The following is a 15,375-nucleotide window of genomic DNA, read 5'->3' as shown; positions in this document are numbered from 1 at the left end:
CCTGATTCGTGCTCGGTGTCTAGCGCACGTTTGCTCTCGTCTGCGGGAAAGAGGTCGAGATCAGCCATCGCCGCTCCCTGCGATGTCCCCAACGCGACTCTCGAGCACCTCGGTTCGATTGCGTGCTGGATCTTCGAGCACGAAGTCGAGCAGATCATCCAGTATAAGGCCGAAGCCGGGCCCCGGCCGTAGCCCCATTCGGATCAAGTCACGCCCATCGAATTCCAGCTCCGCCACCGACAGCGCGGGTCCGGTGGCGAGCACTGCGCGCGCGCGCCGCCACGCTGCGACCACCGCGTCACACGTGTCGTCGTGCCCCGCCAGATGTCTCGCCCGCGCCCGCGCCAGACTCAGTCTCGCGACCGCCGCGAGTCGAGTGGGGCCCGTGGCGCTCAGCCAGCGCCGAAACGCCTCGTCGTCGGCCTCCGCGGAAGGCATCTCAGCGCATTCGGCCCGCCGCGCGACCTCGTCAACCTGCGCAGTGGAAAGCCGGAGCCGCGTCAAGACCCGTGCTACTGCTGATGGATCGAGTCCCCACAGGAGCTGGGCGAGCCGCAAGTAGGGTCGGCCTGGAGGAAGCTGGTCGACGCTGGCCAACTTCTCGGACCACGGATCGTCACCGACGATCGACGCGCGCAACTCCGAGAGCTCCGGGTACAAGACCGACAGAGCGCCAGACTCGGCGTACAGCGTGAGCGCGCCGGAGGGCTTCCGATCTGCCGAGAGGACCTTCACCAACTCGTCTCGGATTCGTTCCGCAGAGAGCGACGGCAAGTGGCGCACGCACTCACACAGAGCGGACCACGTCTCCTCCTCGATCTTCAAAGCGAAGCGTCCGGCGAAGCGGATGGCCCGGAGAACCCGCAGATAATCTTCCGCCAACCGGTCAGCCGCGATACCGACGGTCCGCAGGACTCCGGCCTCGAGGTCTTCGATGCCCCGAAAGGGGTCGAGCAACTCTTCGCGGAGCGGGTGCCACGCGATGGCGTTGATCGTGAAATCTCGGCGGGCAAGGTCGTCCTCGACCCGATCCGCGAAGGCGACCACAGCGTGTCGACCGTCCGTTTCGACATCTTTCCGGAATGTGGTGACCTCGAACATGGTGCCGTCCCGCGCCAGCACCCCTACGGTACCGTGCTCGATTCCGATCGGCACGGTCCGCTGGAAGAGCTTTTGAAGTTGATCGGGGCGCGCCTGGGTCGTCAGGTCCCAGTCGCCGGACCGACGCCCCATGAGCGCGTCACGCACCGCACCCCCGACAGCCCAAGTGTCGTGCCCCGCCTCTTCCAGCGTGCGGGTGATCCAACTGACCGCCGCCGGCGCTGAGGGGCGAGCCGTGTTCACCCCACCAGAACAGCACCTCCGTTGACGTTCAGAATCTCTCCGGTGATGTGCCGGCCGAGTCGCGAACACAAAAATACGATCGGGCCGGCCACGTCTTCAGCGGTCGCGATCCGACCGATCGGGATCGACTTGGCGATGCGCTCGCGTTCCTCACCCTCGTACGCGGACGCAGACATCTCCGTATCGATCCAACCAGGCGCGACGCAGTTCACTGTAATCTCGCGCGGAGCCAGCTCGATGCAGAAGCCCTTCACGAGCGAAATCATCGCGCCCTTGGTCGACGCGTAGTCGGCGTGATACGCCTCGCCGCGCTGCCCTGCTGTACTGCCCACGAGAACGAGGCGACCATGGTCCTGCAGCACCCGGGCCGCCCCCCGGCACGTGTAGAACACCGAGTGCAGGTTCGTATTCATCGTGCTGTGCCACTGCTCGTCGGTCATCTGAGCCAGGGGCGTATCGATGGGCGGCCAGATGCCGTGGTTGCCGATGAAGATGTCGAGGCCGTCGAACTCCTCCCGCGCACGGCCGAAAAGAGCGTCCGCGTCCGCAGCGTCAGTGAGATCGCCACGTTGCGCCCACGCGCGCACGCCGAGCCCCTCGAGTTGAGCGACCACGGCGTCGGCCTCGGCCTGACGGCTTCTATAAGCGATGCCCACTGATGCGCCCGCCCTGGCGAGTAGAAGCGCGGTGGCGCGGCCCACTCCACGCGAGCCACCGGTAACCACCGCTGTCTTCCCTCTGAGGTCGATCAGGTCGTTCATCCGCCTCCAACCTTCGTATACTCGTGAACGCCTCGCGCGACCGCGGCCGCGTCAGATCAGTCGCTTGTCGAAACCGCCGAATCGACGAGCTCACACACGATGTGTCCGATCGCGAGGTGCAGTTCCTGGGCTCGTGCCGTGGACTCGGTGGGCACGACGAGCGGGAGGTCAACGAGCTCCCGCAGCTTTCCCCCGCCCTTGGCGAGCAGCGCCGCGGTGAAGATCCCGAGCCGGCCAGCGGCCTCCGCGGCGGCCAGTAGGTTGTCGGATTCTCCGCTGGTCGAGTACAGGATCAACAGGTCCCCAGCCCGGCCGAGCGCTTCGACCTGGCGAGAGAAGATCGTGTGGAATCCATAGTCATTCCCACCGGCAGTCAGCACCGACGTGTCCGTGGTGAGCGCAAGCGCCGCGAGCGCACGACGCTCTCGGGAGAAGCGCACGACGTACTCCGCGGCCAGGTGTTGCGCATCCGCTGCGGAGCCACCGTTCCCGCAGAACATGACCTTGCCTTCGCCGAGGATCGTCTCCAGAACCCGGTCTGCGAGTGCTTGGATCTCGCCGGCCATCGAGTCCGATACCTCCCGGCTCAAGGCCGACAGCGCGCTCAGATGCCCGTGGATCACCGCATCGGGGGTGCTCAACGTAGCTCCTGGCTCATCATGCCCTTCACTCGTGCCCACAGCCCGATCTCGGGGGGTAACGGTGGGACGGGAAGCGGGATCTCGTCCCGGAACACGCGGCTCGGGTTCGTGAGGCAGAGGTTGGTGAGGGACTCCCCGGCGCCGAGCGCCTCCAGCTTCTCCCAAACGTCTTTGAAGTATATCCCGGCCTGCGACTGGGCGTGAAAGTCCGACGCCAGATAGTCGGCCCAGCCACGGCGTAGCAGGCGCGCCGCAATCCCCTTGGCGGCGGCACCATAGCGGCCGGAGAGTGAGCCGTGGTTGACCTGTAGATAGGCACCGACCTCCCGCCATCTGGCGATCACTCCCAGCTTCCGATCGATGCCGATATACCGCTCGGGGTGGGCGATGATCGGGCGGTATCCGGCGCTGATCATGCGCTCGAGCACTCTTGTGGTGCCCGGCGGCACGTGGAGATGCGGCCACTCGATCAGCACGAAAGAAGTCCCGGCGAGTCGGAGGCGCGGATCTGAGAAGTCGACGTCCGGGATGTCGAGCATCACCTCGTGGCCACGCTTGAAGTCGACCTCGGGGAAATCCGCTCCTACGGCCATAGCAGCCCGCTCGAACGCTTCGTCGACCTCACTCAGCCGAGCTTCGATCGCCTCTTCATTTCGGGTAAGGCTTCCGTTCAAGTGGGGTGTCGTGAGGATTTTCCGAATGCCCAGCTGCGTCATGCGTCCGACGGACGCGAGCGTGTCCCCGAGGTCACGGGCACCGTCGTCGACCCCGGGGACGAGGTGACTGTGAATATCGGCGAAGGCGCCAGGATCCACGTCCGTCACCGTTCGCTCGCTGTCCTGAGCAAGATCGTGCGTAGTGCAGCGGGAGGATCCCCCTCCTCGAGGGCCGCCTCACAGGCGTACGTCACGAGGGCATCCGCAGCGAGCAGGTGGAACGCGCTTTCCCGTACGCGGCCGGGTTGGGCGCGGGCCTCATCGAGCGCCGTTCGAGCAAGGAGTGTGATCCGCTCGGTCATCGAACCCGACTCGGCATCAGCGCGCAGCCACCGTCCCAGGTCCATCGGCGCGGCCGGCCGCCGCCCCTCGATCCACGTGCGGATATCGCTCACGCCGTGCCCGCCCTGAGTAGGTCCCGAACAACCTTCGCACCCGACTGCAGCGCTTCGTCGATGCGGGCGGGGTCCTCAACCCCCGCCTGGGCCATGTGGGGACGACCACCGCCACGCCCTCCGACGAACGTGGCAACCTCGCGCACGACCGCGTCGGCACGCACACCCAACGAGATCAGGTCGTCGCTGACGAACGCGAAGAGCGCCTGCTTGTCCCCCGGCATCTCCGCGACGAGCACCGCCACGCCCGACTCCCCGGCAGCTAGGAACTGGTCACCCCACTTCCTCGCGTCGTCGGCGCTGCGGGCTCTCAGCCGAATACCCCTGTAGCTGGACGAACCCTGGTCCAACTCGATCGCTTCGGCCGCCACTTCTTGCTCGCCGCTGCCGCCCTGCGCCCGCAGCTCGTCGAGCAGGCCCTCGAGTTCGACACGCTCTGCGAGCAGCTGCTGCGTGCGCTGGGTGAGATTCGTGGGCTGGGTCTTCAACACCGAAGCCGCCTCGCCGAGTGTCGCCTCCTGTTCCTTGAGGTATGCAAAGGCTCCGGGCCCAGTCAGTGCCTCGACGCGACGCACACCAGCGGCAACACCCGCCTCGCTCACCAGACGGAAGAGGCCGATCTCACCGGTGTGACTCGCGTGCGTCCCCCCGCAAAGCTCCGTACTCACTCCCGCGATGCTCACGACTCGGACCTCGTCCGGATACTTCTCGCCGAAGAGAGCGATCGCCCCCGCCTGCACGGCTTCTTCGTACGTCCGGTAGCTGATCTCGACCGAATGGTTGGCCCAAACGCCCTCGTTGACGATCGCCTCGACGCTTTCCCGCTCTTCGCTCGTCATCGGGGCCGCGTGGGCGAAGTCGAACCGGAGCCGGTCAGGCGCGACGAGAGACCCGCGCTGGACGACGTGCTCACCGAGAACCTCCCGCAGCGCCGCGTGCAGCAGGTGCGTCGCGGTGTGGTTGCGCGTGGTATCACGCCGCACACGAGCGGGAACTTCCGCTGAGACACGGACGAATTCCGGGTCGCTTGGGAACGCGCCTTCGACAGGGCCGAAGAGCGCTGTCCACGACCCGACCTTCGCCACGTTCGCCACGTTCAACGTCCATCCGTCCCCTCGCACCGTGCCCTGGTCCGAGACCTGCCCACCGCTCTCGACATAGAACGGGTTCTGCTCCAGCACCAGCCCGAGGGAGTCTTCCCCCATGCGATAGGTGAGCACATCGGTATCGGCAATCAGCGACTCGTATCCGACGAACGCCTGCTCGCCCTCGGACAGCGTCGTCCAATCTTCAGCGGTCTGGGCCGAGTCGACGCCGAGGCCGGCGGCGCTGCGATCGGCGCGGGACCGTTCCCGTTGCCGCCTGAGCGCCCTTTCGAAGCCCTCGACGTCGACCGTGACTTCGCGCTCCTCAGCCATGAGCTGAGTGAGATCGAGCGGGAAGCCGAACGTGTCGTAAAGCTTGAAGGCCTCCTCACCCGGAATCGTCGCTCCCTCGGCCCGCACGAGTTCGTCGAAGCGGATCATGCCGCCATCGATCGTCGACAAGAAACGCTCCTCTTCCGCAAGCGTCGTCCGTACGAGCTGTTCGCGACGGTGGACGAGGTCAGGGTACACGTCGCCCATGCTGTCTACGACGGCGTCCACGACGCCCACCAGCGTCGGTTCTCGGCGGCCGAGCAGCCACGCGTGCCGAACAGCTCGCCGGAGGATGCGGCGCAAGACATAGCCACGCCCCTCGTTGGACGGGAACACGCCGTCGGCGAGCAGGAAAGCTACCGCACGCGCATGGTCTGCTAACACTCGGTAGCTGACGCCCTCATCCGAATCAGCGTCGTAGTCACGGCCGACGAGCTCGGCGACGCGCTCGATCAGCGGCGCGAACAAATCGGTGTGGTAGCTGGAATCCACACCTTGAAGGACCATAGCGATGCGCTCGAGTCCGGCTCCCGTGTCGACCGAAGCGGCCGGAAGCGGAGTCAGCTCGCCGGAGGCGTCACGATCGAACTGCATGAACACGAGGTTCCAGAGCTCGACGATGATGCCGGCCTCGTTGAGCTCGACGAACTCCTCGGTGCTCGTGACGGGTGCGGGGGTGGGGCGTAGGTCGTAATGCACTTCCGAGCACGGGCCGCACGGACCTGTGTCGGCCATCTGCCAGAAGTTGTCCTTGTCGCCCAACCGGTATATGCGATCCGCGGCGAGACCCACCTCGGTGGCCCAAAGCTCGGCCGCCTCGTCGTCCGTGTGGTGGACGGTCGCGTAAAACCGATCGGGATCGAGCCCGTACACCTCCGTCATCAGCTCCCAAGCGAATATGATCGCGTCTTTCTTGAAATAATCGCCGAACGAGAAGTTGCCGAGCATCTCGAAGAACGTGTGGTGGCGGGTCGTTACCCCCACCTCTTCCAGGTCGTTGTGCTTGCCGCCGGCGCGCACGCACTTCTGGGAGGTTACGGCACGGCGGTAGGGGACCTTCTCCTGCCCCAGGAAGATCCGCTTGAACTGAACCATGCCCGAGTTCGTGAAGAGCAGCGTGGGGTCATCTCCCGGCACGAGCGAAGAGCTCGGGCGCACCTCGTGACCCTTCTCCTTGAAGAAGTCGAGGAATCGCTGTCTGATTTCGGCGGTTTGCATGGGTCAATTCTTGGGGAAGCCACTTGGCTATTGGACAGTTCTAAAAGGATAACGCGTGGGGAGTGCGGGTTGGAGTACTGCGCGATACGAGTGGAAGGGGAGCGCGCAGACACTGCCCTCGCCACCCTCCCCGCAGATCGGGGTCGCGGGCGTCCTTCTGATTCGCGGCTTGACCGCGGGTTGGTAGCCGACCTCAGCCGGGCTGCTTTGCCCCACTCCACCACACCACCTCCGCTAGCCCCGGCTGTTCGCGGGCGGTACGTCCGGGCTCTGAGGGCAGTGTGTACGCGCTCCCCCGACCGATTTTCTCCATGGGGCGACGCTTGCTCGAGCCCACGGGTCAGTCGGCTGCTGCCTGGATGAGCTCGACAGATGATGTGGCTCCATCCAGCTCATCGGCCGACACCGCTGCTTCTGGCTCGTCCGTAGACACCGCTGCTTCTGGCTCGTCCGTAGACACCGCTGCTTCTGGCTCGTCGGCCGACGCCGCTGCTTCTGGCTCGGCGTCCTCGGCGCCGGAAAGGCCGAGCGTAGCACGCAGACGCGTTTCGATCTCATCGGCGATGTCGGGGTTCTCGATCAGGAATAGCCTCGAGTTCTCCTTGCCCTGACCCAGACGTAGGTCGCCGTAGGAGAACCACGAACCGGACTTGTCGACGATGTCGTGCTCGACCCCGAGATCGACGAGCAGAGCGAGGTGGCTGATGCCCTCGTCGTACAGGATGTCGAATTCGGCCTGCCGGAACGGAGGCGCGCACTTGTTCTTCACGACCTTCACCCGCGTCCGGTTCCCGATCACTTCCTGGCCGTCCTTGATCGCGCCGATGCGCCGAATGTCCAACCGGATGGATGCGTAGAATTTCAGCGCACGGCCTCCAGGTGTCGTCTCCGGGCTGCCGAACATCACGCCGATTTTCTCGCGAATCTGGTTGGTGAAGATCACCGAGGTGTTAGAACGGCTCACGGCGCCCGTGAGCTTGCGTAGCGCCTGGCTCATGAGGCGGGCCTGAAGGCCGACGTGCGTGTCGCCCATCTCGCCCTCGATCTCCGCTCGCGGCACGAGCGCGGCGACCGAGTCGATGACCACGATGTCGATGGCGTTGCTGCGGATGAGGACCTCGGCGATCTCGAGCGCCTGCTCACCCGTGTCAGGCTGCGACACGAGTAGGTTGTCGACGTCGACGCCGAGCTTTCTGCAGTAAGCGACGTCGAGTGCGTGCTCGGCGTCGATGAAGGCGGCGATTCCGCCCAACCGCTGCGCATTGGCGATGATGTGCAGGCAGATCGTCGTCTTTCCCGAAGATTCCGGACCGAAGATCTCGCTGATCCTGCCCCTCGGAATCCCTCCGATACCGATCGCAGCGTCGAGGTTCAGCGCGCCGGTGGGAATGACTTCGATCCCCGAGGAGAAGCCATCTTCGCCCATGCGCATGATCGCGCCTTTCCCGTAGGCGCGCTCGATCTGTGTGAGGGCCGTATCCAGCGCCTTTTGCTTCTGGTCGGCTTTTTTCTGCTCGTTCCTGTCGGTCATTTGCGCCGTCGCCATCTCGTCTCCGCCCTCAAAATGCCACGATCGTAGGGTGTTCGGCACCCAAAGTATAGAACCCGAAGAGAAAGCGAAAGTCCCTTCGAGTGGCCCTTGCCGGTCGGATCCAAGATATCGGGTCTGGTGGGACACCCGGATGCCCTGGTGGGACGCTCCCGGGGCCTCTATATGAACGGTGTCGGGGGAACCGCCCGCCCGGGGCGGCGCGTTGTTTCCGCGTATGCGGTAGTCCGGACCGCTCTTCGCCGACTCGCTCTCGAGGGGGACCGGGAGATGCAGCCCAAAGAATACGATCTGATCGGGATCGGGGGTGGCACGGCGGGTCTCGTGTCCACGGCAGGTGCAGCCTACCTCGGGGTAAGCGCGGCGCTCGTGGAGAAGTCGGCTCTGGGTGGCGACTGCCTCTGGACCGGGTGTGTACCCTCGAAGGCCCTCATCGCGTCAGCGCGGCTGGCGCACGCCATGAGACACGCCGACGAGCTCGGGCTCGAGTCCGCATCGCCAGCGCACGCGTTCTCCTCCGTCATGGCACGGATGCGCGAGGCCCGTGGCGTCATCGAACACCACGACGACCCGCAGCGCTTTCGCGACATGGGCGTCACGGTCGAGTTCGGCTCGGCCCGCTTCGTGGCAAGCGACACCATCGAGGTCGAAGGAGTCGGACGCCTCAAATCGAAACGGATCGTGATTGCCACCGGCGCGCTACCCGTAGCGCCGCCCATACTTGGTCTCGCCGAAGCCGGGTACCTGGACCACCACACCATCTTCGAAGTCGACGAGCTCGCGAGCAGCGTAGCGGTGCTCGGCGCCGGGCCGATCGGAATCGAGATGGCTCAGATCTTCGCGAGGCTGGGCTCGTCGGTCACGGTCATCGAGGCGGAGCCGCGGATCCTACCCAGGGACGACGCCGAGCTGGCGAGTCAGTTGCAGTCCATCCTGGAGGTCGAAGGCATCGAGTTCCGGCTGGGCACGCGCGCCGAGCGGATCGACGTGGACGGGGGCTCGAAGATCGTCACAACCGATGCCGGAGGGCCCCTGGTGGTGAGCGAGATCTTCGTGGCCACAGGGAGGAAACCCGCCATCGACGGGCTCGATCTCGACCGCGCGGGTGTCGAGACACGAGACGGCGGTGTCGTCGTGGACGATCGTCTCCGCACTTCGAACCGTGGCATATGGGCAGCGGGAGACGTCACCGGCGGCATGCAGTTCACGCACGTCGCCGACTACATGGCGAAAACGGTGCTCCGCAACGCGCTGATCCCGGGGTCAGCGAAGGTAAACTACGATACCGTGCCGACCGTCACCTACACCGACCCCGAGCTGGCGCACGTGGGTCTCTCTCACGAGGAAGCACAGGCTCGCGGCGGGGACACCTTCACGTACCCCTTCGACGACCTCGACCGCGCCATCGTGGACGGGGAAACTCATGGCCTCGTGAAGATCACCGCGGACAAGAAAGGGCGGATTCTGGCCGCGTCGGTCCTGGGCAGTCACGCCGGGGATCTGTTGCTGCCGCTGGTGCTCGCGAAGAAGAACGGGCTGACGCTGAACGACATCGCGGACACGATCTTTCCGTATCCTACGATGGCGGAGGGCGTGCTCCGAGCATCCAACGCCTTCCGTCGCACGAAGCTGGATAGCGTAAGTGGTCGAGTGCTCACCAAGGTGATCTCATGGCTGAAGTAGGGAACGGCGGGCGTGCCGTGTGGCTGAAGCTGGCAGCTCTCGTCCTGATCCTCATCGGCGGCGCGCTCGCGGCTGCGCTCACACCGCTTGGACAATACCTGAGCCGCGACGGTATAGACTTAGCCATCACTTGGCTGCGCAGCTCACCGGCCGCGGTGCTCGTATACGTCGTGGTGTACGCGGCGGCGACTGCGCTCGCGATCCCGGGTTCGATCCTCACGCTGGCCGGCGGCGCGATGTTCGGCGTTTTCTGGGGGACGCTCTATACGACAGTCGGAGCGAACATCGGGGCAAACCTCGCGTTCGGCATCGGACGGTATCTGGGACGTGACGGCATCGAGCGGCTCGCGGGTACACGCTTGGACGCATTGGATCGCGCGACCGAGAACCACGGCTTCCGTGGGCTGCTCACGCTCAGGCTGATTCCCGCAGTCCCGTTCAACGCGCTGAATTTTGGATCGGGCCTCACAGCGATCCGCTGGCCCACGTACGCCCTGGCGACCGTGATCGGGATCTTCCCGGGAACGCTCGTCTACACAATGTTCGCAGACGCGCTACTCGCCGGCTCTCAAGAAGCCTCGCGTGACGCGGTACTGCGGGTCCTCATCTCCGGAGCGATTCTCGTGTTGCTCAGTTTCCTACCGCTGATCGCCAAGCGACTCGGCCTGAAGATGCCAGGCGCCGCCACGGTGCTGTTCGCGCTCCTGGCATCGACGCTTACGCCCGTCTCACAGCTAACAGATCTGGCGGCTCAAGAGCTGCCCGATCACTCCGCGTTCACCGCCGTGCTCGCCGAAGTCGTGGAGCAGCCTCTGGTCGATTATCAGAAGCTGAAAGACGGTCGCTCCGCCCTCGACGCCTACCTCGCGTCATTGGCGGCAGTCCGCACGGCCACCCTCGAGGCGGCGTCCACAGATACCCGCCTCGCCTTTTGGATCAATGCGTACAACGCGTGCATGCTCAAGCTCGTGGTGGATCACTACCCCATCGCGAAGGACGGCCGGCTCTTCTCGCGTATCCGCAACGCGGTCGCAGGCCGGCCCACCAACTCCGTTTGGCAGATTCCCGACGTGTTCTCGGCGAAGCACTGCCGAATCGCGGGAGCGGAGCGGTCGCAGGACGAGATCGAGCACGAGATCATCCGCCCCATGGGCGACCCCCGCATTCACTTCGCGGTGAACTGCGCGGCTCTGAGCTGCCCACCGCTCTGGCCGGAGGCATACACGGGTGACGAGCTCGACGCTCAGCTCGACAGAGCGGTGCGCAATCTGGTCGGCGATCCCGAGCATTTCCGCATCGAGCGGGAGACGCGCACCACCGTTCGGCTGAACAAGGTCCTCGACTGGTACGGGGATGACTTCGGAGGGATCGAGGGTCTCAAGACCTTCCTCATCCCCTACGTACCGAGCGCGACGGCTCAGGATCTCCTCGACGCCCGCACCGACGTCGAGTTCTTCGACTACGACTGGACGCTGAACGACGTCGGACGGTGAGCGAAGAGGCCCCCCGGCTCTCAGTCATCATCCCCACGCTGGATGAGTCCGAGCGGCTCGGGCTCCTTCTCGACGACGTCGCGAGGCTCGACCTCCCTCACGAAGTCGTAGTCGCGGACGGCGGCTCCACCGACTGCACGGTAGAGATCGCATCAGGAGTGGGCGCGCGGCTCACTCACTCCCCCCCGGGGCGCGGCGGACAGCTACGCGCGGGGGTAGGGGCTTCGCACGCACCGTGGTTGCTCGTGATGCACGCCGATTCTCGCCTACCGTCACCGGCCCGTGACGCCGTGACTGACTTTCTTCGTGACGCGAAAGACCATGACTTCGCCCACTTCGAGTTCGCACTGGAAGGTGACGAACCGTTCTGGCGCTTCATCGAGTTTGGACAGAGACTGCGCGAGCGCATGTATGGGTTGGTGTACGGAGACCAGGGCCTTCTGGTCTCGCGTGCCCTCTACGACGCCGTCGGTGGCTATGAGCACTGGCCGGTGATGGAGGACGTCGGCCTGTTCGATCGGCTGAAGCGGGCCGGCAACGGGCATCGACTCGGCGCTCCGGTTCTCACGAGCCCGCGCAGATACGTGGAACGAGGACGCTGTTCACAGTGGCTGGCGAACCTGAGCCTCATCACGTTGTTCCGCCTCGGGGTGGATCCGCATCGGCTGGCGCGCTGGCACCCCAGCCGGTGCGCCCGAAGTCGACCGCCCCACGCCGGGCAGACGATCATCCTTTTCGCGAAGGCGCCACGCCTGGGGTTCGTGAAGACGCGCCTGGCGCGAGACGTCGGAGAGGTGCGGGCGCTTCAGATCTACCGCGCGCTCGGGTCCCGGGCCGCGGAGGAGGTGAGACGGGCCGAGCGCCGGGTGATCATCTACTTCACGCCCGACGATGCGGAAGCCGAGCTCCGCAGTTGGTTGGGGAGCACCGGCCTCGAGTTCAGGCCGCAAGGCGATGGAGATCTCGGCAAGCGAATGGCCACGGCGTTCGAGGCTTGCCTTCGTGACTGCGCTTCGGTTTGCATCGTGGGAACCGACATCCCCGGGATCACGCCCTCGATTCTCGGCGACGCATTCGACGCACTCGCCGGACAAGATGTCGTGCTCGGGCCGGCGGAGGACGGCGGCTACTACCTCATCGGCCTCTCCGAGCCTCGGCGCGAGCTCTTCGACGACGTGCCGTGGAGTACCGACGCCGTCTTCGATGTCACGACTCAGCGAGCGAGGGCGAACGGCCTTTCCGTAACGGTGATCGAGCAACTCGCCGACGTGGATACGGTCGGCGACGTGCCCGCGGATCTGTCCACTGGGAGCGGACGCCGAGGTCGTCAGTAGCCCGGCCGGCACGGATGCGTCTTGCCCGTACCCTCACCTGACACGCAGTTTGGTTCTTTCCCTAGCTAGGGGCTCAACGCGCACCACAACTACATGCAAGGACTCGAAAGCGTACGGTCTCGGCTTCGCTTCGAGTCACTCGACTGTGAGGCCACCCGCGGTGGATCTTGCGACGTCACGGTTCATCTCGAATGGAACGGCGATACGTACCGCGCTACCGAAGCGGGGCTCGAGACCCGACAAGGGATCATCAAGGCCGCTACCCAGGCCGCCCTCTCGGCCGCCCTCTCGGCCACCCTCTCGGCCACCCTCTCGGCCGCTAGCAACGAAGTCCACTTGCAACTTGTCGGCGTCAAGGCGGTGCGCGCTTTCGACGGATGGGTCGTCATCGTCCGGCTGAGCGGCGAGGGCCCCAAGTACCAACGCCTGCTCGGCGCAGTGCCGTGCGAGACAGAAGAGGAACTTCCCCGCACCGCAGTTCAAGCCGTCCTGGCCGCCACCAACAGGGTCCTGGGGCGCGGTTTGGTGTAGCGGTTTGGTGCAGCGGTCGATGTAGCCGCCTGGTGTAGGATTTTGGCCGAAGATCCGGCAGGGGTTCCTCTTCAGAGCAGCGTACGCATCGCCCGCGAACGAGCGACGCAGACCTCGACCCGAGCAACGCGAGGGGCGAGCAGAGCGAGCGAATCGAGGCGAAGTCGCGGCTTAGCACCCCCGAAACCCAACGACCCCCGCGACCCCAGCCCTACCACGACCCCGATTTGCGGGAGCGGCGGCGAAGAGGAACCCCCGACGGATCAGTCCCCTCGCGTTCTCTGCAGCCCCGTCTGGTACCCTTGCCAGATTCCCGGGCGCACCGCGACGTAGATCGTCTCGAGCGGTCGGTCCGCGTCGCGCATGCCGAAGAGCGCGATGCCGATGTGCTCACCGATCGGCATGATCTGGCCACAGTCGAGACGGAGCTCGTTGCCCGACTTGTCGTACTGCCGTTCCTCGAACGGGATCGCTTCGTCGTTCCGGAACCACGCAGCGTTGCCCGCGTAGGTACCGGCGAAGACGACACCGGGTCGCAGTGTCCGTATCGGTATTCGGCTAGGGCCGACAAGCGTGTCACCCTGGGCCGAAACACGGACCTGGACGTTGTTCGCGGTCGCCAGGCAGACGTTGGCCGGAGTACCCTCCGGAAGAGGCGGCGAAACCTCGCGAGTGAGGCGAACCGTGTCCGGCGGCGGCGGCGGTAGAATGATGGTATCGGGCGCGGGCCGGAGCATGAGCGACGGCTTGTGCAGGAGCCCGTCCCCATTGGGGTTCAACGCCACCGACGCGAGAAAGCCGAATCTCGGTTTGCGGAACTCAGAGAAGTATCCGCCGCCGGGCTCCCCGTAGTTGGCGGCGAGGTACTGGGCCCCGAGCCGAATGCCGCGGACGTCTAACTCCACGCCCATGTTGAGGTCGAAGCCGTTGTACTCGCCCATGAGCGTGAGCAGCGAGGAGGCTCCGAGTCCGAAGTGTATCGCGGATCCGAAGAACCAGCCCTCGGAGTCGGCGAAGTTGTAGAAGCTGAGCTGATCGCCCTCCTGGAACATGCCAGTCCCGTATCCGAGCGAGAACGTAATGTCGTGCTCCGGAAGCGAGCCCTGGTCGAAGCCGCGAATGTGCGCGCTCGCGACGCCGTAAAGGCTCAGCTCCGTATTGACATCGTCGAGGCCTAGGTACGACTTACGGAAGCGGCGGTCGGAGATCCCAAGACGCGTCGGCTGATACGACACACCATCAGCGAAGCTCGGTGCGGTCACATATCGACCTCCCACCGCGAGGCCGATGCCCCGCTTCTGGGGCTGCAGGAGCTGTACGCGACCGAAGAGGCCCCACTGGTTCCCCCCGGACGTCGCGCTGTTGAAGGACTGCAGGGTGGCACCCAACTCGGCACGGTCAAAAAGACCGACCGCCAGCGAGGCGTCGGAATAGAACTCGTCGACCGGTCCGCCGTAGGCGATCGGGTTCCCGCTCGCGTCGATCTCGAGCGAGCGCCCCAGATCCATGAAGAAGCCCGAGAAGGTGCCGGTGATCGTCATGTGCGGCAGAACACTCGCCACCGGGATATCCATGAGCCCGGATCCATACCGAAGCGTGCTCGGCATCGTGGTGGTCTGGGCTGCGAGCGCCGGAGCTGTCAGCAACGTCGATAGAGCTAGTCCCGCGTACCATCCAGTGCGACCCCATACCGTCTTCATGAAGAGATGCCTCCCGTCAAAAAAAGGCGCTCGGTCCAGGGGCGCTCCGAGAGCCCAACAACCGCTTGCTCGCCCCAATCTAGCACAATGCTAGAAACGTGCCGAGAGACAAAACCAGACGTTTACCGAAGGGGCATCGCCTCGAAAGAGTCGGCCATTCGGCCTTACGCGGCGCGGAGTCGACGGGAGGCTAACCCAAGGCTAACCCGTGATTCTTACTCTCCGAGTTGAGCCTCGATCCGGGCGAGGCGACGCGCGATCGACACGACCCAGCCAAGTACCATCACGATCGCGATCGCATATGCGATGAACACGTGCCAGTACGGTTTCAGGCTTGGTGTGGCCATCCGGCTCGCGGTTTCCTGACCGACCAATTCGGTAACGACGAAAAAAAGAGCGAACAGTGGTAGCGCGACGATGCAGAGCTTCTTCATGGTAGTCATCGGGGTCAGGCAGTGGCTTCGCGCGTCCGTGCTTGCTGGCCAGCGCGAAGGGTCTCGAGAGCGTACCGGAGGAGAAAAAGGCCGAGGAAGAGCGTCGTGAAGACCGCGAGGCTCGTGAGCAGCAGCGTGAGCATGTCCCCGGGCAGCGT

At 65.1% G+C, this 15,375-nt stretch carries 13 protein-coding genes; 4 read left to right on the top strand and 9 right to left on the bottom strand.

The features are described 5' to 3' along the window. Nucleotides 1-60: 60 nt before the first annotated feature. From IIB36_17340 to recA, 6 genes are all read right to left on the bottom strand, one after another. Nucleotides 61-1,344, bottom strand: coding sequence for a CCA tRNA nucleotidyltransferase (locus IIB36_17340; GenBank protein MCH7533503.1), 1,284 nt, complete (start codon nucleotides 1,342-1,344; stop codon nucleotides 61-63). Continuing rightward, nucleotides 1,341-2,105, bottom strand: coding sequence for an SDR family oxidoreductase (locus IIB36_17335; GenBank protein ID MCH7533502.1), 765 nt, complete (start codon nucleotides 2,103-2,105; stop codon nucleotides 1,341-1,343). Before IIB36_17335 ends, IIB36_17340 begins: the two co-directional genes overlap by 4 nt. A 56-nt stretch (nucleotides 2,106-2,161) precedes the next feature. Further along, the gene (locus IIB36_17330) at nucleotides 2,162-3,079 is read right to left on the bottom strand and encodes an SIS domain-containing protein (protein ID MCH7533501.1); all 918 of its coding nucleotides are present in this window, start codon (nucleotides 3,077-3,079) and stop codon (nucleotides 2,162-2,164) included. A 487-nt stretch (nucleotides 3,080-3,566) separates the two neighbouring features. Then, nucleotides 3,567-3,857 carry a hypothetical protein gene (locus IIB36_17325; GenBank protein ID MCH7533500.1) on the bottom strand — a complete coding sequence of 97 codons (291 nt, stop codon included), beginning with the start codon at nucleotides 3,855-3,857 and terminating at the stop codon, nucleotides 3,567-3,569. Next, on the bottom strand, nucleotides 3,854-6,493 hold the full coding sequence (gene alaS, locus IIB36_17320; GenBank protein ID MCH7533499.1) for an alanine--tRNA ligase: 2,640 nt from the start codon (nucleotides 6,491-6,493) through the stop codon (nucleotides 3,854-3,856). Before alaS ends, IIB36_17325 begins: the two co-directional genes overlap by 4 nt. 340 nt (nucleotides 6,494-6,833) lie before the next feature. Further along, nucleotides 6,834-8,024, bottom strand: a complete 1,191-nt coding sequence (gene recA / locus IIB36_17315) for a recombinase RecA (GenBank protein ID MCH7533498.1) — start codon at nucleotides 8,022-8,024, stop codon at nucleotides 6,834-6,836. Between the two features lie 159 nt (nucleotides 8,025-8,183). On the opposite strand from recA, the gene IIB36_17310 reads away from it, so the two are divergent. From IIB36_17310 to IIB36_17295, 4 genes are all read left to right on the top strand, one after another. After that, entirely contained in the window at nucleotides 8,184-9,725 is a 1,542-nt protein-coding gene (locus IIB36_17310; protein ID MCH7533497.1) for an FAD-dependent oxidoreductase, read from the top strand. After that, complete coding sequence (locus tag IIB36_17305; protein MCH7533496.1) at nucleotides 9,713-11,218, top strand: VTT domain-containing protein; 1,506 nt, start codon at nucleotides 9,713-9,715, stop codon at nucleotides 11,216-11,218. Before IIB36_17310 ends, IIB36_17305 begins: the two co-directional genes overlap by 13 nt. Beyond that, entirely contained in the window at nucleotides 11,215-12,552 is a 1,338-nt protein-coding gene (locus IIB36_17300; protein MCH7533495.1) for a TIGR04283 family arsenosugar biosynthesis glycosyltransferase, read from the top strand. The genes IIB36_17305 and IIB36_17300 overlap by 4 nt, the downstream gene beginning before the upstream one ends. A gap of 93 nt (nucleotides 12,553-12,645) precedes the next feature. Continuing rightward, entirely contained in the window at nucleotides 12,646-13,083 is a 438-nt protein-coding gene (locus tag IIB36_17295; GenBank protein ID MCH7533494.1) for a hypothetical protein, read from the top strand. Nucleotides 13,084-13,346: 263 nt separating this feature from the next. Here IIB36_17295 and IIB36_17290 read toward each other — a convergent pair whose 3' ends face one another. The 3 genes from IIB36_17290 to IIB36_17280 all read right to left on the bottom strand — a co-directional run. Then, on the bottom strand, nucleotides 13,347-14,783 hold the full coding sequence (locus tag IIB36_17290) for a hypothetical protein (GenBank protein MCH7533493.1): 1,437 nt from the start codon (nucleotides 14,781-14,783) through the stop codon (nucleotides 13,347-13,349). A gap of 215 nt (nucleotides 14,784-14,998) precedes the next feature. Further along, nucleotides 14,999-15,217, bottom strand: coding sequence for a hypothetical protein (locus IIB36_17285; protein ID MCH7533492.1), 219 nt, complete (start codon nucleotides 15,215-15,217; stop codon nucleotides 14,999-15,001). A gap of 14 nt (nucleotides 15,218-15,231) precedes the next feature. Continuing rightward, the coding region (locus IIB36_17280) for a hypothetical protein (protein ID MCH7533491.1) at nucleotides 15,232-15,375 on the bottom strand (144 nt) is incomplete at its 5' end.

This window comes from Gemmatimonadota bacterium (assembly GCA_022560615.1).
Taxonomy (GTDB): Bacteria; Gemmatimonadota; Gemmatimonadetes; order Longimicrobiales; family Gaopeijiaceae; genus UBA1138.
Note: the sequence above shows the minus strand (reverse complement) of the source record. Positions and strands in the feature narration are given on the sequence as shown.